Raw genomic sequence first — 21,926 nt, 5'->3', positions numbered from 1 at the left:
GGATCGCGCCCCGAGATCCTGTTGTCGTACCGCGCGCGGTAGGCTGGCCGATCGTTGTACTGCATCGGTGGTCCGGAAGTTCGTTCGCCAATGTCCGGAAAACGCGCCCGTTTTGGGGTGGGTGTGGTACGGCAGAACCCGAGGACGCGCAACGTGGCGCAGTCCACAGCGGGCTGTCGCGGATCATGCTGTCGCGATGGCGGAATGGCCGGGACAATGCCACTCAATGGCTTTGTCGCCTTTTTGGGGCGGGTCGTTCGTGCCGCTGGGCGCGCACGCTCGTTCTTCACTACGGGGCGGTCGGTGCGCCGCCCCGGGTGAGCTGGTCGTAGAAGCACTAAACCGATGGGCGAGGGGTACGCATGACCGACACCGGCCAGGTCCCGGGCGAGGGGCTGCCGGAGAGCGCAGGCATGGTGGAACAGCCGGGCGTCCCCGCGCACGGCGCGTACACCTACCTCTCCGAGGCACCCGCCGAGGACGAAGACCTGCTGCTGCCGGGTGCCCAGGGCGCGTGGGGCAACGAAGTGCCGCCACCCGCTCCGGAACCGATCGTCGAGGCCGTCCACCAGCCGGGGCCGCACGAGACGGCCGGCCGGGACAGCGGTTCCGTCGACCTCAGCGGCGTCCGGCTGCCGAACCCGGCTCCGGTCTCCGTACCGCCGTCGCCCATCCTCGCGGCCCCGCACGAAGCGACGGCCGCCCCGCACGAGGCGACGGCCGCCCCGCAGCCGCAGCGGCGCCCGCTGCACCTCGGTCCACCGATCCCCGACGCCTCCGCCAGCCCGGTCCGCTCCCTTGCCGACCGCGGGCCCGCGGGAGCGCCGGTACGGCAGCCGGCACCGGCGACGACCGGACCCGAGTACCTCGACGCCCAGCCGCTGCGCGAGATGGCCCCGCAGAGCGCGGCCCCCTGGGGCGCCGCGCCGGCCGCCGTGGCCCAGGTCGGCGTCGAGGCACCGGCTGCGGAAACGGTTAGTCCGACCGGTGATGCCGCGCCCGTCGCCGATGAGCCCGGCGCCGCCCAGGCCGCGATGACCCGCCTTGTCACGCAGGCGGTCGCGCACGTGCCGGGCGAGGAGGTCCAGGCGCAGGTCGTGCACGGTCATGACGGCATGCAGCCGGTGCACGGCCACGACGGCGTGTACGTCACCCAGGGCGATCCCGGCCAGGACCCCACGGGTGTCCCGGCTCCGGTGGAGGCCGGGCCGGACCTGCAGGGTGCGGCCGTCGCCGACGCGGTGGCTGCTGCCGCCGACGGCTCCGCGGCGGAGTTCGTGCCGCCGGCCGACGCGGCGGTACTCGCGCCCGAGGCCGCAGCGGCGGTCCAGGCTGCCGAGGTGACCGCGGTCGACGAGACCGGTCTGGTGGCTCCCGCGGCGGATGTGGCGGATGTGGCGGAGCAGAGTGCTCCGGTTCAGGCCGCGCAGGAAGGGGCCGTACTGGTCCAGGTGCCGGACGGCGCGCAGGCCGAGGAGGGAGCGGAGCCCGTCCTGGTGTCCGAGCCCGTTCAGCAGGCCGAGCACGCGGAGCAGGCCGAGCCCGTCCAGCAGGCCGAGCCCGTACCCCCGGTGGAGAGCGCACAGATCGCCGCTGCCGTGCGGGCGGAGGTCCCTCCGGCAGTGGATGCGCCGGTCGAGGTGCCCGCCGAGGGTGCTCCGGCGCAGGCTGCGACCGTGGCGGCCGAAGTCGCCACTGCAGCGGGCGTCGTCGAAGCCGTTGTCGGGCCCGAGGGTGTCGTCGAAGCTGTGGCCGCACCCGAGGGCATCGTCGAAGCCGTTGTCGCGTCCGAGGGTGTCGTCGAAGCCGTTGTCGCGCCGGAGGGTGTCGCGGAAGCTGTTGCCGCACCCGAGGGTGTCGTCGAAGCCGTTGTCGCGCCCCAGGGCGTCGCCGAAGCCGTCGAGCCGGCTCCGGTCCAGCCCGACCCGTATGCCAGCGGCACCGTCGAGGCCCAGCCCGCCGCCGTCCCCGGTCCCGCCGCACACGCCGCTGCCGAGGTCCAGCCCGTCGGCGCCCCCCTCCAGGCGCCCGGGACCGTGCCCGCCGCACAGCCGGTGCCGGCACCGGAGCCGGCGCACGCGGCCGAATCTGCGCAGACCACCGAACCCGTCGCCCAGGCCGAACCCGTCTCCCCGGCGCAGGACGCAGTACAGCCCCCGCTCACCGGCATCGGCACCCCCGAGGCCGCCGAGGTGTCCGAGCTCCCTCTCCTGCAGGCCCAGGGCCCGCAGATCGCCGGACCGGTCCAGCACGACGCGCACGACACCGATCTCATGACCGCCCCTCCGCAGCCGCAGCCGCAGGAGGCTCCCCACCTGGCCGCGGCCGCGCCGACGCCGGCCACCGGCCCCGACCTGCCGGCCGGCCCGCAGCTCCAGCCCGCCGAGCCGCCCCCCGGGCCCGCCGTCGTGCCGGCCGCCGACGAGGCCGTGACGCCGTCCGAGCCGGCCGGCGAGGCGGACCCGGCCGCGGAGGCCGGGCAACCGGCAGCCGGCGGTACCGCCGACACCCTGACCCCCGGCGTGCCGCCGCAGCAGCACCCCGAGCAGCCGCTCGGGCAGTTCGTGCCCGTCGAGGGCCAGGTGCCGACCACTCCGCACCTGGCGCCGACTCCGCCGCATCCCCTGGTCCTGCCCGTCCAGGAGCAGCAGGAGCCCGTGGTCACGGTCCCCGCGCCCCGCGAGGCCGAGCCCGCTGCCGTACCGGCCACGCCGGACGACGAGCACGCCCCCGATGTCGTACAGCAAGCGGAGGACCTGGAGACCAGGGCCGCCGACCAGGAAGAGAGCACGGCCGCAGTGGAAGAGCCACGACAGTCCACCGGACCGGCCGCCCCCGCCTACGACGACGCCGAGCGCGCGGCCGTCCTGAAGGTGATGCGCGAGCGCCGCGACATCCGCAACGGCTTCCGCAGCGACCCGATCCCGCACGAGGTGCTGCTGCGCGTCCTGGAGGCGGCCCACACGGCGCCCTCCGTGGGCCACTCGCAGCCCTGGGACTTCGTCGTCATCCGGTCCGCCGACACCCGCCGCAGTATGCACGAACTGGCCATGCGCCAGCGCGACGCATACGCGCAGTCGCTGCCCAAGGGCCGGGCCAAGCAGTTCAAGGAACTGAAGATCGAGGCCATCCTCGACACCCCGGTGAACATCGTCGTCACCGCGGACCCGACCCGCGGCGGCCGCCACACCCTCGGCCGGCACACCCAGCCGCAGATGGCTCCGTACTCCGCGGCGCTCGCGGTCGAGAACCTCTGGCTCGCGGCGCGCGCCGAGGGCCTCGGCGTCGGCTGGGTCAGCTTCTTCGACGAGCGGGAGATGGTCCGCGCCCTCGGCCTGCCCGAGCACCTGGAGGTCATCGCCTACCTGTGTGTCGGATACGTCGACGAGTTCCCGGACGAGCCCGAGCTGATGCAGGCCGGCTGGTCCAAGCGGCGCCCGCTGTCCTGGGTGGTGCACGAGGAGACGTACGGCCGCCGCGCCCTGCCCGGAGAGGAACCCCACGACCTGCTCGCCGAGACCGTCGCACAGATCCGCCCGCTGGACGCCAAGGCGCTCGGCGAGGCCTGGGAGCGCCAGAAGCGCATGACCAAGCCGGCCGGCGCGCTCGGCATGCTGGAGATCATCTCCGCGCAGCTGTCCGGGCTGTCCCGGCAGTGCCCGCCGCCGATCCCGGAGCCCGCCGCCGTCGCGATCTTCGCAGGTGACCACGGCGTGCACGCCCAGGGCGTCACCCCCTGGCCGCAGGAGGTCACCGCCCAGATGGTGGCCAACTTCCTGGGCGGGGGCGCGGTCTGCAACGCCTTCGCCGGTCAGGTCGGCGCCGAGGTCTGCGTCGTGGACGTCGGCGTGGCGGCCGACCTGCCCGCCACCCCCGGCCTGCTGCCGCGCAAGATCCGGGGCGGTACGTCCGACATGACGACCGGGCCCGCGATGACCCGCGAGGAGGCCAAGGCGGCCATCGAGGTCGGCATCGAGACCGCCCGCGACCTGGTGGCGGCCGGCAACAAGGCGCTCCTCACCGGTGAGATGGGCATCGCCAACACGACGGCGTCCGCCGCGCTCATCTCCGTGTTCACGGGTGCCGAACCCGCCGAGGTCACCGGCCGGGGCACCGGCATCAACGACGAGACCCTGGCCCGCAAGACCGAGGTCGTCCGCCGTGCCCTCGAGCTGCACCAGCCGGACCCGGCCGACCCGATCGGCGTCCTCGCGGCGATCGGCGGCTTCGAACACGCGGCCCTGGTCGGCCTGCTCCTCGGCGGCGCCTCCCTGCGTACGCCGGTGATCCTGGACGGCGTCAGCGCCGGCGCCGCCGCACTGGTCGCCCGGGCCATCGCGCCCGAGGTCCTCGCGGCCTGTATCGCCGGCCACCGCAGCGCGGAGCCCGGCCATGTGGCCGCCCTCAACAAGCTGGGCCTGCGCCCCCTGGTCGACCTCGACCTCCGCCTCGGCGAGGGCACGGGCGCGCTCCTGGCCCTGCCTCTGGTACAGAGCACGGCTCGAGCCATGAACGAGGTGGCGACGTTCGACTCGGCGGGAGTCACCGAGAAGTAGGCGTCACCGACAAGCAGACGTCACCACAGCGGGTGGTCCGGTGCTCAGCTGCCGGACCACCCGTGCGGTCTGCCCTGCGAACACCTTAAAATCCGCACGTCAGGGCCGCTCCGGAGCCGCAGCGCGCCTACGCACAGCTGTCCGAGGAGCCGCCCCTCATGGCCGAACACCCCGCCTACCCCGTAGGCCTCCGTCTCTCCGGCCGCCGAGTGGTCGTCCTCGGCGGCGGCCAGGTCGCCCAGCGACGCCTCCCCGCCCTGATCGCGGCAGGCGCGGACATCCTCCTCGTGTCCCCGGAGGCGACCCCCTCGGTGGAGGCGATGGCGGACGCGGGCGAGATTGCCTGGGAGAAGCGCCCCTACGCGGACGGCGACCTCGCTGCGGCCTGGTACGCCCTCATCGCCACCAGCGACCCCGAGGCCAACTCCCGGGCCTCCGCCGAAGCGGAGCGCCACCGCGTCTGGTGCGTACGCTCCGACGACGCGGACCGGGCGACGGCCTGGACCCCGGCCACCGGAACCAGCGCGGGAGTGACGGTCGCCGTCCTGACCACGGAGGCTCGCGGCCGCGACCCGCGCCACACGGCCGCCATCCGCGACGCGGTGGTCGAGGGACTGCGCGACGGCACCCTGGTCGCCCCGCACCACCGCACCCGCACCCCCGGCGTCGCCCTGGTCGGCGGCGGCCCCGGCGACCCGGACCTGATCACCGTCCGCGGCCGCCGTCTGCTCGCCGAGGCCGACGTCGTCATCGCCGACCGGCTCGGCCCGCGCGACCTGCTCGCCGAACTCCCGCCGCACGTCGAGGTCATCGACGCCGCGAAGATCCCGTACGGTCGCTACATGGCCCAGGAGGCCATCAACAACGCGCTCATCGAGCACGCCAAGCAGGGCAAGTCCGTCGTACGGCTCAAGGGCGGCGACCCCTTCGTCTTCGGCCGGGGCATGGAGGAGGTCCACGCCCTCGCCGAGGCCGGGATCGCCTGCACGGTCGTCCCCGGCATCTCCAGCTCGATCTCGGTGCCGGGAGCGGCCGGCATCCCGGTCACCCATCGCGGTGTCGCCCACGAGTTCACCGTGGTCAGCGGCCATGTCGCCCCCGACGACGAGCGCTCCCTCGTCGACTGGCCGTCGCTGGCGAAACTCACCGGCACACTCGTGATCCTCATGGGCGTCGACAAGATCGGGAAGATCGCCGAGACGCTCGTCGCGCACGGCAGGTCGCCCGGGACCCCGGTCGCCCTCGTCCAGGAGGGCACGACGGCGGCGCAGCGCCGCGTGGACGCGACCCTGGCCACGGTCGCCGAGACCGTACGTGCCGAGGACGTGAAGCCCCCGGCGGTCATCGTGATCGGAGAGGTCGTGAACGTCGGCCCGGAGCCTTCGGCTTGATGCGTTTGCCCTTGCCGGCGGAGCCGGCGCGTAACCCCGGGTAACACAACCCGTTCCCAGCCGTTGGCAGCACTCCCAGGACAAGGCAGTATCACCCTGTGGCCGATCTCATCACCGTTGAGGATCCCGACGACCCGCGCCTGCGCGACTACACGGGCCTGACCGACGTCGAACTGCGCCGCAAGCGCGAGCCGGCCGAGGGCCTGTTCATCGCCGAGGGCGAGAAGGTCATCAGAAGGGCCAAGGAAGCCGGCTACGAGATGCGCTCCATGCTGCTCTCGGCCAAGTGGATCGACGTCATGCGCGACGTCATCGACGAACTCCCGGCCCCCGTCTACGCCGTGAGCCCGGAACTCGCCGAACAGGTCACCGGCTACCACGTGCACCGCGGCGCCCTCGCCTCCATGCAGCGCAAGCCGCTGCCGACGGCGGCGGAACTGCTGCGCTCCGCCCGCCGGGTGGTGGTCATGGAGTCGGTGAACGACCACACCAACATCGGCGCGATCTTCCGTTCGGCGGCCGCGCTCGGCATGGACGCGGTGCTGTTGTCGCCCGACTGCGCGGACCCGCTGTACCGCCGTAGCGTCAAGGTCTCCATGGGCGCGGTGTTCTCCGTGCCGTACGCCCGTCTGGAGACCTGGCCCAAGGGCCTGGACTCGGTCCGCGAGGCCGGCTTCACCCTCCTCGCACTCACCCCGGACGAGAAGGCCAGGAGCCTCGACGAGGCCGCTCCGCACAAGATGGACCGGGTCGCCCTGATGCTCGGCGCCGAGGGCGACGGCCTGTCCACGCAGGCTCTGGTCGCCGCCGACGAATGGGTGCGCATCCCCATGTCGCACGGGGTCGACTCCCTCAACGTGGGCGCGGCGGCGGCGGTGGCCTTCTACGCGGTGGCCTCGGGACGGCCCGGGGCCTGAGCCGGACCGGGGAGGTCACTTCCCGGAGTCGGACCGGAAGGCCGAGTCGTACCGCTGCGACATCGGCTTGCCGTCGTCCAGCGGTGTGAAGGTCGGCTCTACGTGCTGCAGCCGCTTGTCGTCGCCGCCGAGCCCGCGCGCCGGACCCTGACAGCCCTGCGCCACCGCGATGCCGAGTGCCACCAGCAGCGTCACCACCACGAAGACGAACAGCCGCTGACGCAGCAGCCGGGGATTGGCGGGCCGCCGCCCGGACCCCGTCGAACGCTGCGCCGGTCGCCCGGCACCGCCACGCGGAGCGGGTCTGCTCCCGCTGCCGGAGCGCGGGCTGCCGGGGCGGGGGACCTGGGTGGAGCGGGGGACCTGGGTGGAGCGGGCCGTGCCCGGCCGGGCGGTGATGCCCCCGGCGCGCGGGTCGCCGGCGCCCCGCGAGGGCGCACCGCCCCGGGCGGGCATGCCCCCGCGGGGCGGCGGGGTGCCGGGGGATGCGCGCCGCTGGGTGCGCTGCTGCTCGGGATAGGTGTCCACAAGCCGTCCGGTGGGCAGGTCCGCCTCCGCGGAGCGCGGCGCCGGCGGCCGTACGTCGGGCAGGCCCTGTGCCTCGCGCGCCGCGATCTCCTTGAGCCGCAGCGACAGTTGGAGGGTGCTGGGCCGGTCGTGGGGATCCTTGGCCAGGCAGGCCCGTACGAGCGGTGCGAGAGCGTCGGGTACGCCGACCAGCTGCGGCTCCTCGTGCACCACGCGGTACAGCATCACCTCGGAACTGCCCTGCCCGAAGGGTGAGTCGCCGGTCGAGGCGTAGGCCAGGGTCGCGCCCAGCGAGAAGACGTCCGTCGCCGGGGTGACGGCCGCGCCGCGCACCTGCTCCGGGGCGAGGAAGCCGGGGGAGCCCACCGCTGTGCCGACGTGGGTGAGCGTGGAGGCGCCGGTGGCCCAGGCGATGCCGAAGTCGATGATCCGCGGCCCCTTGGGGGACAGCAGGATGTTGGAGGGCTTCAGGTCGCGGTGGACGACGCCGGCCTCGTGCACGGCGACGAGTCCCTCGGACAGGGCCGCGCCGACCACCGCCGTCTCCGCCGCGCCGAGCGGGCCCTCGTCGGCGACCTTGTCGTGCAGGGAGGGTCCGGGCACGTACTGCGTCGCGAACCAGGGCCGGTCGGCCTCCAGGTCCGCCGCCACCAGCCGCGCCGTGCAGCCGCCCCTGATGCGCCGGGCCGCCGAGACCTCACGGGCGAACCGGGACCTGAACTCCTGATCCTCCGCCAGATCGGGCCGGATCACCTTCAGCGCGACCCGCTGCCCCTTCTTGTCGGAGCCGAGGTAGACCACGCCCATTCCGCCCGCGCCGAGCCGTCGGTGAAGCCTGAACGAGCCGACGACACGCGGGTCCTCGCGCCTCAGGCGCATCATCGCCATGTTCATCCCCGCTGCCCGGTCCCTGTGACGTGGCACAGCTTACGTTTCCACAGCCGCCTGCGCGCAGAGGCCGCGCCCTCTCGGGCGGACGGATTGTGCGCAGGAGGAACGCGAGGTGAAAAGCGGTCAGGAAGCCACTCCCTGCGGTGCTCTTGGACCGCCAGTGACCTCAACCTTCGGACGCGGCAGGGTGGTTGGCCCCGGTCGACGTGACCATGGACGGGGGCCGGTACCCGGCGTGGAGTCACCACGCACGGCCGGGCGCCCGGTGCTCAGGGCCGGCCGCCGGGCGGGCGCACGGCGTCCCACCGACCCCTTCGAAGTGATCGAAGTCACTCGTCCCGGCCCCGCCAGGCGGTCCGGACATGGCAGGACACAGTGGGCGTCCCCTCCGGGAAGACCCCGAGACCCAGGACCGCTTCTCCACCCAGGGGAGTACTCCCCAGGTCATGGCTCATCCTCCGGGAGGCCCGCGAATCGGTACGAAGGCATGACGCCCGGCGGAGGCCCCGCGCCTAGATTTGAGGTCAAGCGGCGGGTGCAGCACTCGTCCCCCGAGGTCAGACACCCGCCGCTGCCAAGACAACCGAAACGGTCAGGAGAGGGACCATGGCCCACACGGCACCGCGGCGCACTTCGTTCGCCTCCCGCCGGACGGGTCGCCGCCACCCCCTGGTGGCGACGCTCATGGCCCTCCCCCTGGCGGCCCTGCTCCTCCTCGTCTTCGACGGCTGGGAGACGGTGGCCACACAGGCGTCGTCCGTGGGTGCGATGCTGGGGCGCTGAGCGGCGACCTCAGGCCCGGAAGAGCGGTCCGGGCGGGGACATCCATCCATGAAACCCCGTGGGGACGGGGGTGCGGCGGACGGCACAAATGCCGGCGCAGCTGGGGAGCTGCGCCGGCATTGCGCCGTTTCAGGGCGCCGAACCATCCGCCCGCGGGCCGCGGCGCCTGCCGATGCGAGCCCCGTCGGGGGCGCTGCCGGTGGCCGTGCCCGGATCCGTGACGGCCGGCCGCGCGGTTCCCCGCGCCTCCCCCGCAGGAATCCCTCAGCCGGCTACGCGCAGTCGCGCCGCTCGGGCGGCGCGTGCGGTCGGGCGGCGCGTGAGGTCGCAGCAGCACCCCGCAGGTGCCAGCGCCGGCGGGCGAAGCCCGTCCCCGGCCGGCGTCGGCAGGGGCCGGCCGCACAGACCCCGCCCCCACGTAGGCTCACCCCACAGCCGTTCGCACCCCGAGGCCCCCGTGACTCCAGACACCCCCGCGCTTCTCCCCGCGCTGACCGCGAAGGTCAGAGCCGCCGCCCACCCCGAACCCGGCGGAGCCCCCTGCGCCTGCGGCAGCACCCCTCTCGCCGACCGCCCCGACGCAACCGTCGTCCGCCATGCCGACACCGTCGCGAAGGCCCACGCCCCGGACACCGACCCCGCCGAGCTGACCCTCCGCCTCGCCACGGCGACCCGGCTCCCGGACGTCCTGCTCGCCCCGCGCACCGCCACCCCGGCCGTCCTGCACGACCGCCTGGTGACCTTCTGGCCGTACGGCGCCCCCGTGGACCCGGACGATCCGGACGCCGCCCCCTGGGAGCCCGCCGCCACGCTCCTCGCCCGGCTGCACCGGACGCCCCCTGAAGGCCCCCTGCCCCCGATGCGCGGCCCGGCCAAGGCCGCCCACGCCGTCGGCCGGCTGGGCGCGGCCGTGAGTGCCGCGTCCCGGCCGGCCGCATCGGCCGTCCTCCGGGCCTGGACCTCCCTCCCGGCCTGGGCCCGGGCGGAGGGCCCGATGCCCGGTACCCCCGCCCTCTGCCACGGCGACCTGCACCTCGGCCAGCTCGTCCGCCACCCGGCGCCCGACGGTCCCTGGCGGCTGATCGACGTGGACGACCTCGGCCTCGGCGTCCCGGCCTGGGATCTCGCCCGCCCCGCCGCCTGGTACGCCTGCGGACTCCTCCCGCCCGAGGAGTGGAGCCGCTTCCTGACCGCCTACCGTGAGGCCGGCGGCCCCGCAGTGCCCCCGGACGGCGACCCCTGGCCCGCCCTGGACGTCCCGGCGCGCGCGCTCACCGTGCAGACCGCGGCCCGCGCGATCACCAAGGCACTGATGGCCGACCGCCCGCTGGACGAGGTGGAGCAGGCCCTGGTGGACGCCTGTGTGCGAATGAGTTCGGTACCCCGCCAGTTGACGCGCGGATTCCCGGCGTAGGGTGCAACCGACCAGGTCCGGACGGAGTCTGTCCTGGGGAAACATGAAGCAGGACCAACCGGCGAGGAGTTGAGCCGACCATGCAGTGTCCGAAGTGCCATGCGCCGATGCACACCTACAACCGCAATGGCGTCCAGATCGAGCAGTGCAGCGGCTGCCGCGGCATCTTCCTCGACTACGGGGAGCTGGAGTCGCTGACCCGCCTGGAGTCCCAGTGGTCCCAGCCGGCACCGCCGCCCCCGGCCGCCCCGCAGGCGTACCCGGCTCCGGCCGCCCCCGCCTGGGGCGCCCCGCACGGCGGTGGCCACGGAGGTCACTACGGCGGCCACGGCGGCCACCACCGCCACAAGAGCTTCGGCCACATGCTGTTCTCCAGCTGAGCCGACGGAGAAGCCCCCGGCCGTTCGAGACGGCCGGGGGCTTTCCGGTGTGTGGACGATACTGGGATTGAACCAGTGACCTCTTCCGTGTCAGGGAAGCGCTCTCCCGCTGAGCTAATCGTCCTCGGGACCACGATCACGAAAGCTGTCACTCCGTGGAGCGGATCATGGGCACTGCGTGCGCGATACTGGGATTGAACCAGTGACCTCTTCCGTGTCAGGGAAGCGCTCTCCCGCTGAGCTAATCGCGCGGGTAAGGATCTTCGGAAAGATCCAGTGGACGATACTGGGATTGAACCAGTGACCTCTTCCGTGTCAGGGAAGCGCTCTCCCGCTGAGCTAATCGTCCTTGGAGGTGGAGACGGGATTTGAACCCGTGTAGACGGCTTTGCAGGCCGTTGCCTCGCCTCTCGGCCACTCCACCAGGAGTGTAGGGGATCGGGAAGACCCCTTCTTCCTTCGAGCGGACGACGAGGCTCGAACTCGCGACCTCAACCTTGGCAAGGTTGCGCTCTACCAACTGAGCTACGTCCGCCTGTCGTTTCGGTCCGCTTGCGCGTCCCGGCGACGTGTTGAACTCTAGCGGATTCCCGGGCCAGCACAAAAACGCGTTTGCGCAGCGTGCTGCGGTGCACCTGACGGACGACATGGTCAGCGCCCCCGGAGGGACATGCCCGGGCCACCTTTCGGTCACCCGCCCTAGACTCGACCACGTGCTCGACCTCCTTTCCGGCCTCCCTCCTCTCGCCCGCTTCGGCGATCGCCTCGCCACCGGCCTCCTCGACGTCACCGACGACCCCGAGGCCCTGGACTCCACCGGCTTCTGGGCCGTCTGCGCGGACTTCGAGGGCCGGCTGACCTGCGCCCGCTTCGCCGATGTACGGGAGGAGCCGGTGCCCGCCCCGGTTCCGGGCGGCTGGCTGGGCCCGGCGGTGAGCGACTGGAGCACCTCCCTGGACCGCGCCGCCTACACGGCGGCCGTCGGCCGGATCCGAGAGCACATCGCGGCCGGCGAGGTGTACCAGGCGAACCTCTGCCGGGTGCTCAGCGCGCCCGTCGTCCCCGACGCCGACGTGGACGCCCTCACCGCCCTGCTGGCCCGCGGCAACCCGGCGCCGTACGCGGGCACGGTCCGGCTGCCGGAGCACGGAGTGGAGATCGCCACCGCCTCGCCCGAGCTGTTCCTGCGCCGGGACGGCCGCACCGTCGAGTCGGGCCCCATCAAGGGCACCGGGCGGACCGAGGCGGACCTTCTGGAGAAGGACTACGCCGAGAACGTGATGATCGTGGACCTGGTCCGCAACGACATCGGACGCGTCTGCGCCACCGGCAGCGTGACCGTCCCCGACCTGTGCGCCGTCGAGAAGCACCCGGGCCTGGTCCACCTGGTTTCCACCGTCCGTGGCGAGCTGTGCGACGGCGCCGGCTGGCCGGACCTCCTCGCGGCCGCCTTCCCGCCCGGTTCGGTCACCGGCGCCCCCAAGTCGAGCGCCCTCAGGATCATCGAGGCCCTGGAGACCGCGCCGCGCGGCCCGTACTGCGGCGGCATCGGCTGGGTCGACGCCGACCGGGGCCTCGGCGAGCTGGCCGTGGGCATCCGCACCTTCTGGATCGACCGGTCCGCGCGGGGCGAGGCAGTGCTGCGCTTCGGCACCGGCGCCGGCATCACCTGGGGGTCCGATCCCGAGGGGGAGTGGCAGGAGACCGAACTCAAGGCGTCCCGGCTGCTCGCGGTAGCGTCGGGGACGTACCAGGAACACGGGGCGGGCAGGGCGGGAATGGACAAAGCGAACGGCTCGGGGACGGACGAAGGGGCTCTCACATGAGGATCTGGCTGGACGGCAGGCTGCAGGACATGGAGTCCGCCCGCGTCTCCGTCTTCGACCACGGGCTGACCGTCGGCGACGGCATCTTCGAGACGGTGAAGGCGGTCGACGGGGAGCCCTTCGCGCTCACCCGCCACCTCGACCGGCTGACCCGCTCGGCCAGCGGCCTCGGGCTGCCCGACCCCGACCACGACGAGGTCCGCCGCGCCTGCGCCGCCGTGCTGGAGGCCAACCCGATGCCGCTCGGCCGGCTGCGCATCACCTACACCGGCGGCCACGGCCCGCTCGGCTCCGACCGTGGCGATCACGGCCCCACCCTGGTGGTCGCCCTCGGCGAGACCAGCCGCCGCCCCGACGCCACGTCCGTGATCACCGTGCCCTGGACCCGCAACGAGCGCAGCGCCCTCACCGGCCTGAAGACCACCTCGTACGCCGAGAACGTCGTCGCCCTCGCCCGCGCCCACCAACACGGAGCCTCCGAGGCGCTGTTCGCGAACACGGTCGGACAGCTCTGCGAGGGCACCGGGTCGAACGTCTTCGTCGTCCTGGACGGCGAGATCCACACCCCGCCGGTCGCCTCCGGTTGTCTCCCCGGCATCACCCGCGCCCTGGCCGTCGAGTGGACCGGCGCCAAGGAGACCGACCTGCCGCTGGACGTGCTGGAGCGGGCCGAGGAGGTCTTCCTCACCTCCACCCTGCGGGACGTCCAGGCCGTGCACCGGGTCGACGAGCGGGAACTGCCGGGTGCGCCGGGCCCGGTGACCGCGAAGGCGATGCGCCTCTTCGAGGACCGGGCCGGCGACGACCTGGACCCCTGAGACCCGCGGGAAAACCGGCTGACTTCGGGCGCCGGAGCGGGTAGAACACCCGTGATGACGACGACCCTGCGGCCGGTTGAGCCGCTCCAGCAGCATCCGGACGGGACCCGTTCACGCCGCTTTCAGGTGTGCGTGAACAGTCGTCCCGTCGGCGAGATCCGCCTCGGTACCTCGCCGGCCCTCGGCGCCTCGGTGGCCCGCATCCTCGACCTGCGGATAGCCGAGCCCGACCGGCGGCGCGGCCGGGCCACGGTGGCCGCGCTCGCCGCGGAGGAGGTGGCGCGCGGCTGGGGCTGCCGCCAGATCGAGGCGGTGGTTCCTGCCGGGGCGCAGGCCGCACTGCGGCTGGCCGACGCCCTCGGCTACACCGTGCGCAGCCGTGGCATGGAGAAGCGCCTCGGCGCAGGTCCGCCCGAGCTGCCCCGGGGCAGCCGTGCGCGGGCCATGACACCGGACGAGTTCGAGGCCTGGTACGCGTACGAGGAGCGGGAGTACGCCCGCAACTGGATCGAGCGCGGGGTCCCCGAGGAACTGGCCCACGCCAAGTCCCGCCAGGATCACGAGACGCTGCTGCCGCGGGGCCAGGAGACCGAGGGCATGATCTTCAGCCTCCTGGAACACGAGGGGACGCGGGTGGGCACCCTGTGGGTGGCCCTGCAGGAGGACAAGGCGTACGTGTTCGACGTCGAGACCGGCGCGGAACACCGGGGACGGGGGCACGGCCGTACGCTCCTGCTGCTGGCGGAGCGCCAGGCGATCGGCGCCGGCCGGACCGTCCTCGGCCTCAACGTGTTCGGGGGCAACACCCCGGCCGAGCGCCTGTACGCGTCACTCGGCTACGAGACGACGAGCAGTTCCGTCACCAAGCCGCTGCTGTAGGGCCCGTCCGGCGGATCATGCCGGAGTCGCGGGGCCCGGCACCCACATCTGACCGCTCTCACCCGCGCTGATGAGGCCGTTGCCCGGGTCAGGCCCCGCCGGCCAGCAGCCGGTCCGCGATCTCCTCGATGCGCCCGCGCAGCCCCTCCTGGCTCTTGCCGCCGTCGAGGCGCTCGCCGTCGATGACATAGGTCGGCGTGCCGGTCACACCGATCGCCTTGCCCTCGGCCTGGTCGGCGTCGACGATCAGGATGTGCCGGCCGTCGATGAGCGCCGTGTCGAACTCCTCGGCGTCCAGCCCGAGTTCACCGGCTACCTCCACCAGGAAGGGTTCCCCCTTACGGTCCAGCTCCTCGACCCGCTCAAGCACCGCCTCCACGTACGGCCAGCCCTTGCCCTGGTCCAGCGCCTCCTCGGCGGCCTGGGCGGCGGCGAAGGCGTGCTTGTGCTTCTCCAGCGGGAAGTGCCGCAGCCGCAACTCCAGCCGGTCGCCGTAGCGGGCGCGCAGGGCGCGGACGTCGTCCAGCGCGCTGCGGCAGTCGGGGCACTGGAGTTCGCACCAGACGTCGAGGACGAGGGGTTCGGTGCGCGCGGGGGAGGAGTCGCTCATGCGCACCAGTCTTCCAGGCGAGACCCCGGTGGCCGAATCGGGACGGTACGGGGTCCATCGGCACCTCGGGAGGAGACGACCCGGAGATCTCCCTGATGTCGGGCCGGAGCATGGCATGGCGAGGTCCGGGCGGTGCAGGATGGAAGGGACGAAGCGCGTCCCGCGCCCCGCCTGCCCTGCCGAGCCCGCCAGGAGGACCGGATGATTGCCGAGACCGTGTGTTCCGCCGTCTCCGTGGCGGGCCTGGGCATCGCCGCGGTCACCGCCTACCGCAAGCGATTCCTGGCCGCCGCCCGCATCGCGGCCTATGCGCTCGTCCCTGTCGGCCTGGTGATGACGGGCGTCGTCGGCTGGCTGGCCGACACGGCGTTCAGCCCGACCGCCTGGGCCGGCTTCGCCGTGCTGGGAGCGGCCTGGGCACTGTTCGCGACGACACGGGCCGTGGAGCGCAGACGCGGGGGCACCCGTGCGGAGCGCAAGGCGGCGCGGGCCGCCGGACGCGACCCGGTGGCTCCGGCGGCTTCGGCTCCCTCCCTGGGCCCGGCGACCCGGCCCGCGAACGCCCCGCGCGCCAACGGCTCGGGCGAGGACTTCAGCGACATCGAGGCCATCCTGAAGAAGCACGGCATATGACCTGAAACCGTTCACAACCGGAAGCAAGCCGAACGGGCCAGTACGGAAATCGGTGAAGTACCGGACTCGACGGGTGTGTTGATCGCCAAGGGGGTGCCCCCTGGGCCATCATCACCCGCGAGATGCTGGACACGTCACAGAGCGAGGCCGCGCCGCCGAAGGACAAGCCGCGCGGGTGCCTCTTCGCCCTTTCCCAGCCACCGCTGATGATCTTCCTTGCGGTGATCGGGTGTCTGCTCCTCATGGCTGCGCTGCACGATCTGCTGTTGCTGTGAGCCGTACGCGTCCGTCCCGGCGTCACCCGCCGGGACCGGCGTCGCCCGGGGGATCCCCGTCGCGTCGACGCGCTCGTCGGATTTGCGGCCGCACGCAACGGACGACCCTGCTCGGGTCAGCCGCAAGGCGTGATCACTTCCTGCCGACCTGATCACGAAGACACCCCCGCACTCCCGCAGCGCCCGGGACATCAGCCCGCCGCTTCCTTGCGCCGAGCCCGGTAGGCGGCCACATGCAGCCGGTTTCCGCAGGTGCGGCTGTCGCAGTAGCGGCGCGAGCGGTTGCGGGAGAGATCCACGAAGGCGCGGCGGCAGTCCGGCGCCTCGCAGCGCCGCAGCCGCTCCTGCTCCCCGGCCACCACGAAGAAGGCGAGCGCCATCCCGCAGTCCGCGGCGAGGTGGTCGGCCACGGAGGCGCCGGGTGCGAAGTAGTGCACATGCCAGTCGTAGCCGTCGTGGTCCGTGAGGCGCGGAGTCGTACCGGCCGCGGCGATCAGCTCGTTGATCATCCCGGCGGCGGACCGGCCGTCCGGCGCGGCGAAGATCCCCGCGAACCGGCCCCGGACCTTGCGCACCGCCGAGAGGTCGAACTCCGAGAGCACTCCGACATCGCTGATTTCGTGGCTTCGTACGAAATCGGCCAGAGTCGCGACATCCGGCAGTCCGTCCGCCGTCGTGTCGTCCTCCGGCGCGGTGTTCACCAGATCCACCACGGTGTCGAGCGCGCACCGGGTGTCGTGGGTGATCAGCACGTTTCGCTCCCTGGCCTGGGGGTCGGGCGGGTGCCCGCCGATGCTGGCCGATGGTAGCGACATCCGCGCCCACCGCACCGGGATCCGCCCCACCGGCGACTGCCGGTAGAACGCCCCCGCGCCCCCGACGGTTCCCGGGACCGGCCTGTGCCTCGACCCTATGCCCGGAAACGGCCGGAGCACAGGCCGGCGCCGCCCCGTGAACGCTCACGGTGACGGCGCCGTCTGTGCCGTATGCGGTTGTCTTGGCCCGAGCCGTCTCCCCGAGTGGACGGCGCCGGGCGGCTTCGTGGGGGCGCGACCTAGCTCTCCGCCAGGATGTGCGACAGCTCCTGATCCAGATCGAAGTGCCGGTGTTCCGTGCCGGGCGGCACGGCGGCGTCGGTTCGCTTCAGGAAGGACTCCAGGGCCCTCGCCGGGGCTTCGAGCAGAGCCTCTCCCTCCGGGGAGCTGAGGGCGATGCAGACGACGCCTTGACCATGACTGCGCGATGGCCAGACGCGGACGTCGCCGGTGCCGGTGGGCCGGTGCAGCCCCTCGGCGAGGAGGTCGCGGGCGAACACCCACTCGACGGTCTCCTCGGCTCCGGTGTGGAAGGTGGCGTGCACGGCGTAGGGGTCGGCCGTGTCGTACCGCAGGCCTGCGGGGACAGGCAGGGAGGACTCGCTCGACACAACGAGGCGCAGGTGCAGCTCGCAGCTGACCGTGGTGTTCATAAGCGCCAGGGCCTTTCGCTCAGTGTGCGCTCGGGGATTCGCACGTCGGCGAAATCGACATGCCACCTACGGTGCCGTTGTAAACCCCTCTGAGGGTTTTGCGTGTGTTTACGTAACTCTTCCGGCCGAGAACTCGTACGGGACCTACGACCATTCCAGTGACTTGATTCACTCGGGTAGGGTTTGGACGTATGAATACGGGGAGTGACGAGCCGGGCGGGATCGCCGTGACGGCGGACAAGGCGGACGGGGCGAGCGTGGGCGAGGAGAGGTCCGAGCCGGGACTCGGTTCCCGGGCGCCGGAATTCATCAAGGCCCGCCGGGCCCTCCACGTGAGCTGGCAGGTCGGGGTCTTCGTGGTCGGCCTCGCGGTCGTCGTGGCGGGCATCATCATGCTTCCGCTGCCCGGCCCGGGCTGGGTGGTGATCTTCGGTGGCATGGCGATCTGGGCGACCGAGTTCGTCTGGGCCCAGCTCGTGCTGCGCTGGACGAAACGCAAGGTCACCGAGGCGGCCCAGAAGGCCCTCGATCCCAGGGTGCGGCGCCGGAACATCACGCTGACGGTGATCGGCCTGGTGATCGTGGGGGCGCTGGCCGGGATCTACCTGTGGAAGTTCGGCGTCGTGATGCCCTGGAAGATCAAGGACCAGTGATCCGGCGCCTGGGGCCGGCCGCGCTGCGGCCCGGCCCCCGGTCGGAGGCACCCCCTGACATGGGGTAATGTTCTTCCTGCGCCCGGGCGATTAGCTCAGTGGGAGAGCGCTTCGTTCACACCGAAGAGGTCACTGGTTCGAACCCAGTATCGCCCACCCGGAACCGACGGCCCATCTGCGAGCAGCAGGTGGGCCGTCGTCGTGTGTGCCCGCCGGCCGGTGCGCGCTCCCGGTTCGCCCGGCCGGCCGAAGCCGCCGGGGCCGACGCGGGTCCGCTCATGTGTTGCCGAATCGGCAAACGGCATCGCCGCGGCCGCGACGTTCGCCGGATGATCGTTGTCGCGGGCCGTGACGCAGGCCCGACCGACCGTTCCCGCCTGTCCCGCGACGCTTGGCACGCACTGCACGCGCCTCCGCCGGCCGCCCCCTGGGGGATGCCCCCACCCGCAGCATCGCGCCCCCACCCGCAGGATCACGTCCCCACCCGCAGGATCACGCCCCCCTCGATCTCCTCCACGCCGAGCCCGCACCGACGCCCGCGCCGAGCCGCACCGACCCCGCACCCTCTTCCACTGGAGCGCGCCCCCGTGCCCCTTCCCAGGAGGATCCATGCCGCAGACCCCCGTCGCTCGTGCCCACCGCCTGGTGCCCTCACCGGCCGGCCTGGTCCACCTCGTGGAGCAGGGCAGCGGGCCGCTGGTCCTGCTCGTGCACGGATTCCCCGAGTCCTGGTACGCCTGGCGCCACCAGCTGCCGGCGCTGGCCGCCGCCGGACATCGCGTGGCGGCCGTCGACGTCCGCGGCTACGGCCGCTCCTCCAGGCCCGCGGCCGCGGACGCGTACGGGATGCTCGACCTGGCGGCGGACAACGTCGCCGTGGTGGAGGCGCTGGGCGAGCGGTCCGCGGTGGTCGTCGGGCACGACTGGGGTGCCTCCATCGCCGCCGCGTCCACGCTGACCAGGTCCGATGTGTTCCGTGCCGTGGGGCTGCCGGGTGTGCCGTACACCCCGCCCGCAGGCCCGAAACCCAGTGAGGTCTTCGCGCGGATGGGCGGGGAGCAGGGGTTCTACGTCTCCTGCTTCCAGCAGCCGGGCCGTGCCGAGGCGGAGATCGAGCCCTATGTGCGCGGCCGGCTCGCGAACTTCTACGCGGCTCTGTCCGGGGCACCATGCCCGCGCCCGGTGCCCCGGACCCGCACTTCGTCAGCCGGGGCGGGACGCTGCGTGACCGGTTCCCCGTCGGCCGGCTGCCGGACTGGCTGAGCGAGGGCGGCCTGGACGTCCTCGCGGGCGAGTTCGAGCGGACCGGCCTGACCGGGGCGCTGAACCGCTACCGGAACATGGACCGGGACCGGGAGGACCTGGCCCCCTTCGAGGGCGCCCCGCTCACCCAGCCGTCACTGTTCATCGGTGGCGGGCTCGACGCCTCGCTCACCTGGCTCGCCGAGGCGGTCGAGGCGTTTCCGGCCACCCTGCCGGGCCTCGCCGGCGTGCATGTCCTCGACGGCTGCGGACACTTCGTCCAGCAGGAGTGCCCCGCCGAGACCCACCGACTCCTGATCGAGTGGCTCGCTTCCCTGCCCGCCTGACGCAGACCCCCTCGCACCTGCGCGGTCACCCCGCGCACCCGCCGTCGTACCCCTCCCGGGCGGCCGCCGCCGGAGGCCCCGTCACGAAGAAGATCCTGTCCGAATCATCGACGCCCCCGTGCCCCCTCCGTAGCTTGTGCCAGCAAGCGCTTGCTCGAAACGATCCATGACGGCGGCCACGGCGCTGCGGGGAGGGCCCGACCGTGGGAACCAGCAGGAATCTTGAGAGGCGTACGACCCTGAAGGCGGCCGGGGCCTCGGCGGCCGCGCTCGGGCTCGCCGCGACGACCGGGTGCGGCGGTGACGATGGTTCCGGGAACGGGACGGTGACGATCCGTTACTCCTGGTGGGGTGCCGAGGAGCGGGCCAAGAAGATCGATCAGACGATCGCGCTCTTCGAGAAGAAGTACCCGAAGATCAAGGTCAAGACCGACTTCCAGACATACGCGTCCTTCTGGGAGAAGTTCCAGACCCAGGCGGCCGGCGGAAATCCCCCGAACGTTTTCCAGAACGCCGTCGGATTTCTTCGGAAGTACGACAAGCGAGGAATTCCTCTCGATCTCAAGTCCCAGGTGCAGGCAGGCAATCTGAGCCCGGATCACTTCCGTGCGGGTGTCACGAAGGGCGGCGATGTCGACGGCAAGCAGCTCGGAATTCCCGTCGGTTCCAGCACCATGGCGCTCGTCATCGACAAGAAGGTCCTCCGGAAGGCGGCCGTCGAGCCGCAGCAGGGCTGGACCTGGGACGAGTACTTCAGGCCCTGAAGACCGTTCACGACAGGACGAAGGTCGCCGGGGACACCGGCTACTTCACCATCAGGTACCTGCAGGACCTCTGTCTCCGCCAGAACGGCAAGGCCTTCTTCACGAAGGACGGACTCGGTTTCGACAAGGCCGACCTGACGGAGTGGTGGACGAACGGCTGCAACCGCGTCAGGACCGGTATCGTCACCGACCCGAAGGTCGTCCAGCAGGACATGCCGAAGTCCTCCCTCTCCGCCCGGCACGGCGCCTCGGAGTTCACCTGGGACAACTTCACCGTCCGCTGCACGGCCGAGGGCGACAGCACCTACGGCCTCGCCCCGATCCCCACCACGGACGGCAAGAACACCGGCCAGTACCTCGCCTCGCTGATGCTCAGTGCCTCCGCGCGCACCGCGCACCCCGAGGAAGTCGCCCGGTTCATCGACTTCATGGTCCACGACCCGGAGGTCGGCAGGATCAGGGGCTACGACCGGGGCATCCTCGCGAGCACCGAGCAGTACGAGGCGTTCGAGCCCACCGACACGGTGAACAAGGAGATCGCGCGGTACGAGGAGGACACCGCCAGGTCCGGCGTCCTCAGCTCTTCCAGGGCCACTCCCGCCTGGATGCCTACGCCGCCGTACAGACCGGTGACGCGACGCCGGCCGAGCGCACCTGGGCCAAGTTCTACGGCTCCGACGGCTACACCGAGTCCGCGCCGTGGAAGACCGAGAAGCTGACCGGACCGGCCGGCCCGGTCGAGGGCAGCGAGGCGAGCCGGGTGTCGACCAACGACACCGCTCTGTACGGCTTCGCGGCCATCGAGAACCTGGCCCTGATCGGCGACCGGACGGCCGTCCCGCGACGATAGGGGAGCGCCGTCGCACGGGCGGCGGCGCTCGTCACCCGAGTGTGGTCCGCATCACGGCGGGCCACATGAGTACGCGTACTCAGATCGACGCGCCCACCAGGGCAGACTCTGTCCATGGACTGGTCCCGGTACCGCTTCCGCAGCCTGTGGTCCCTGCCCGCACCGCCGACCGCCGTCTACGCGGTGCTCGAACGGCCCGAGGACTATCCCCGCTGGTGGCCGCAGGTAAGGGCGGTGACGCGGCTTGCCGACGGCACCGGCGTCCTCACCATCCGCTCCGTGCTGCCCTACACCATGACCTTCACCGCCCGCGAGACTCGCCGCGAGCCGGCCGCCGGTGTCCTGGAGGTCGCCATGTCCGGTGACATCGAGGGCTGGGCCCGCTGGACGGTCACGGCCGACGGCCCGGGCACGCTGGCCCGCTACGACCAGGTCGTGAACGTCACCAAGCCCTTGCTCAGAAGGCTGGCGGTGCCGGGACGCCCCGTCTTCCGCGCCAACCACCGGCTGATGATGCGGGCCGGGCGGCGCGGACTGGCCGGGTACCTCGAAGCGGTTTGAAGTAACACCGCGAGGGCCTGTATTGTTCACTGCGTTCCCGGGCGATTAGCTCAGTGGGAGAGCGCTTCGTTCACACCGAAGAGGTCACTGGTTCGAACCCAGTATCGCCCACCGGGAAAGAGCCGGTCCGCACAGCGGAC

At 72.4% G+C, this 21,926-nt stretch carries 17 protein-coding genes, 7 tRNA genes and 3 pseudogenes; 18 read left to right on the top strand and 9 right to left on the bottom strand.

What is annotated here, in order from left to right:
* The first annotated feature begins 362 nt into the window (after window positions 1–362).
* From cobT to ACIRU3_RS17980, 3 genes are all read left to right on the top strand, one after another.
* The gene (gene cobT, locus ACIRU3_RS17990) at window positions 363–4,556 is read left to right on the top strand and encodes a nicotinate-nucleotide--dimethylbenzimidazole phosphoribosyltransferase (protein WP_404057194.1); all 4,194 of its coding nucleotides are present in this window, start codon (window positions 363–365) and stop codon (window positions 4,554–4,556) included.
* A 158-nt stretch (window positions 4,557–4,714) separates the two neighbouring features.
* The gene (gene cobA / locus ACIRU3_RS17985) at window positions 4,715–5,947 is read left to right on the top strand and encodes a uroporphyrinogen-III C-methyltransferase (RefSeq protein ID WP_404057193.1); all 1,233 of its coding nucleotides are present in this window, start codon (window positions 4,715–4,717) and stop codon (window positions 5,945–5,947) included.
* 98 nt (window positions 5,948–6,045) lie between these two features.
* Entirely contained in the window at window positions 6,046–6,864 is an 819-nt protein-coding gene (locus tag ACIRU3_RS17980) for a TrmH family RNA methyltransferase (RefSeq protein WP_404057192.1), read from the top strand.
* Window positions 6,865–6,879: 15 nt separating this feature from the next.
* Here the strand turns inward: ACIRU3_RS17980 and ACIRU3_RS17975 are convergent, their stop codons facing one another.
* Window positions 6,880–8,286: a protein kinase gene (locus ACIRU3_RS17975; RefSeq protein ID WP_404057191.1), complete on the bottom strand. Its 1,407-nt coding sequence runs from the start codon at window positions 8,284–8,286 to the stop codon at window positions 6,880–6,882.
* Window positions 8,287–8,889: 603 nt separating this feature from the next.
* On the opposite strand from ACIRU3_RS17975, the gene ACIRU3_RS17970 reads away from it, so the two are divergent.
* The 3 genes from ACIRU3_RS17970 to ACIRU3_RS17960 all read left to right on the top strand — a co-directional run bounded on the left by ACIRU3_RS17970 (window position 8,890) and on the right by ACIRU3_RS17960 (window position 10,860).
* Window positions 8,890–9,066 carry a hypothetical protein gene (locus tag ACIRU3_RS17970; protein ID WP_404057190.1) on the top strand — a complete coding sequence of 59 codons (177 nt, stop codon included), beginning with the start codon at window positions 8,890–8,892 and terminating at the stop codon, window positions 9,064–9,066.
* Between the two features lie 457 nt (window positions 9,067–9,523).
* Entirely contained in the window at window positions 9,524–10,480 is a 957-nt protein-coding gene (locus tag ACIRU3_RS17965; RefSeq protein ID WP_404057189.1) for a phosphotransferase family protein, read from the top strand.
* 80 nt (window positions 10,481–10,560) lie between these two features.
* The gene (locus ACIRU3_RS17960; RefSeq protein ID WP_404057188.1) at window positions 10,561–10,860 is read left to right on the top strand and encodes a zf-TFIIB domain-containing protein; all 300 of its coding nucleotides are present in this window, start codon (window positions 10,561–10,563) and stop codon (window positions 10,858–10,860) included.
* A gap of 52 nt (window positions 10,861–10,912) precedes the next feature.
* Here the strand turns inward: ACIRU3_RS17960 and ACIRU3_RS17955 are convergent.
* From ACIRU3_RS17955 to ACIRU3_RS17935, 5 genes are all read right to left on the bottom strand, one after another.
* A tRNA-Val gene (locus tag ACIRU3_RS17955) sits at window positions 10,913–10,984 on the bottom strand.
* A 55-nt stretch (window positions 10,985–11,039) separates the two neighbouring features.
* A tRNA-Val gene (locus ACIRU3_RS17950) sits at window positions 11,040–11,111 on the bottom strand.
* A gap of 26 nt (window positions 11,112–11,137) precedes the next feature.
* Window positions 11,138–11,209: transfer RNA gene (locus ACIRU3_RS17945), tRNA-Val, on the bottom strand.
* 1 nt (window position 11,210) lies between these two features.
* A tRNA-Cys gene (locus tag ACIRU3_RS17940) sits at window positions 11,211–11,284 on the bottom strand.
* 38 nt (window positions 11,285–11,322) lie between these two features.
* Window positions 11,323–11,395 (bottom strand) — tRNA-Gly (locus ACIRU3_RS17935).
* Window positions 11,396–11,573: 178 nt separating this feature from the next.
* Here ACIRU3_RS17935 and ACIRU3_RS17930 point away from each other — a divergent pair.
* From ACIRU3_RS17930 to ACIRU3_RS17920, 3 genes are read left to right on the top strand one after another with little or no spacing between them, the layout of a single operon-like run.
* Window positions 11,574–12,686, top strand: a complete 1,113-nt coding sequence (locus ACIRU3_RS17930; protein ID WP_404057187.1) for a chorismate-binding protein — start codon at window positions 11,574–11,576, stop codon at window positions 12,684–12,686.
* A complete protein-coding gene (locus ACIRU3_RS17925) occupies window positions 12,683–13,504 on the top strand; it encodes an aminotransferase class IV (protein ID WP_404057186.1) in 822 nt (273 codons plus the stop codon). Before ACIRU3_RS17930 ends, ACIRU3_RS17925 begins: the two co-directional genes overlap by 4 nt.
* 54 nt (window positions 13,505–13,558) lie before the next feature.
* Window positions 13,559–14,383 (top strand): GNAT family N-acetyltransferase, encoded by an 825-nt coding sequence (locus ACIRU3_RS17920; RefSeq protein WP_404057185.1) that lies wholly within the window; start codon window positions 13,559–13,561, stop codon window positions 14,381–14,383.
* Window positions 14,384–14,471: 88 nt separating this feature from the next.
* Here ACIRU3_RS17920 and ACIRU3_RS17915 read toward each other — a convergent pair whose 3' ends face one another.
* Window positions 14,472–14,993 (bottom strand): DsbA family protein, encoded by a 522-nt coding sequence (locus ACIRU3_RS17915; RefSeq protein WP_404057184.1) that lies wholly within the window; start codon window positions 14,991–14,993, stop codon window positions 14,472–14,474.
* 201 nt (window positions 14,994–15,194) lie between these two features.
* Here ACIRU3_RS17915 and ACIRU3_RS17910 point away from each other — a divergent pair, with 201 nt between their 5' ends.
* Entirely contained in the window at window positions 15,195–15,626 is a 432-nt protein-coding gene (locus ACIRU3_RS17910) for a hypothetical protein (RefSeq protein ID WP_404057183.1), read from the top strand.
* 122 nt (window positions 15,627–15,748) lie between these two features.
* The gene (locus tag ACIRU3_RS17905; protein WP_404057182.1) at window positions 15,749–15,901 is read left to right on the top strand and encodes a hypothetical protein; all 153 of its coding nucleotides are present in this window, start codon (window positions 15,749–15,751) and stop codon (window positions 15,899–15,901) included.
* A gap of 191 nt (window positions 15,902–16,092) precedes the next feature.
* Here ACIRU3_RS17905 and ACIRU3_RS17900 read toward each other — a convergent pair whose 3' ends face one another.
* Both ACIRU3_RS17900 and ACIRU3_RS17895 read right to left on the bottom strand, forming a co-directional pair.
* The gene (locus ACIRU3_RS17900) at window positions 16,093–16,653 is read right to left on the bottom strand and encodes a CGNR zinc finger domain-containing protein (protein ID WP_404057181.1); all 561 of its coding nucleotides are present in this window, start codon (window positions 16,651–16,653) and stop codon (window positions 16,093–16,095) included.
* 302 nt (window positions 16,654–16,955) lie between these two features.
* Entirely contained in the window at window positions 16,956–17,369 is a 414-nt protein-coding gene (locus ACIRU3_RS17895; RefSeq protein WP_004002642.1) for an SsgA family sporulation/cell division regulator, read from the bottom strand.
* A gap of 191 nt (window positions 17,370–17,560) precedes the next feature.
* Between ACIRU3_RS17895 and ACIRU3_RS17890 the strand changes: the two genes are divergently transcribed.
* The 7 genes and pseudogenes from ACIRU3_RS17890 (at window position 17,561) to ACIRU3_RS17860 (ending at window position 21,897) form a co-directional block, all read left to right on the top strand.
* Complete coding sequence (locus tag ACIRU3_RS17890; RefSeq protein ID WP_404057180.1) at window positions 17,561–18,022, top strand: TIGR02611 family protein; 462 nt, start codon at window positions 17,561–17,563, stop codon at window positions 18,020–18,022.
* Window positions 18,023–18,106: 84 nt separating this feature from the next.
* A tRNA-Val gene (locus ACIRU3_RS17885) sits at window positions 18,107–18,178 on the top strand.
* Between the two features lie 453 nt (window positions 18,179–18,631).
* Window positions 18,632–19,611 (top strand): annotated as a pseudogene (locus ACIRU3_RS17880) (alpha/beta fold hydrolase).
* Between the two features lie 203 nt (window positions 19,612–19,814).
* Window positions 19,815–20,977 (top strand): annotated as a pseudogene (locus tag ACIRU3_RS17875) (ABC transporter substrate-binding protein); the annotation flags it as partial.
* Window positions 20,956–21,225 (top strand): annotated as a pseudogene (locus ACIRU3_RS17870) (Tat pathway signal sequence domain protein); the annotation flags it as partial. The pseudogenes ACIRU3_RS17875 and ACIRU3_RS17870, both read left to right, overlap by 22 nt.
* Window positions 21,226–21,339: 114 nt before the next feature.
* Complete coding sequence (locus tag ACIRU3_RS17865) at window positions 21,340–21,786, top strand: SRPBCC family protein (RefSeq protein ID WP_404057179.1); 447 nt, start codon at window positions 21,340–21,342, stop codon at window positions 21,784–21,786.
* A gap of 39 nt (window positions 21,787–21,825) precedes the next feature.
* A tRNA-Val gene (locus ACIRU3_RS17860) sits at window positions 21,826–21,897 on the top strand.
* Window positions 21,898–21,926 lie beyond the last annotated feature (29 nt).

It is taken from the genome of Streptomyces sp. NPDC101151 (assembly GCF_044768335.1).
GTDB lineage: Bacteria > Actinomycetota > Actinomycetes > Streptomycetales > Streptomycetaceae > Streptomyces.
Note: the sequence above shows the minus strand (reverse complement) of the source record. Positions and strands in the feature narration are given on the sequence as shown.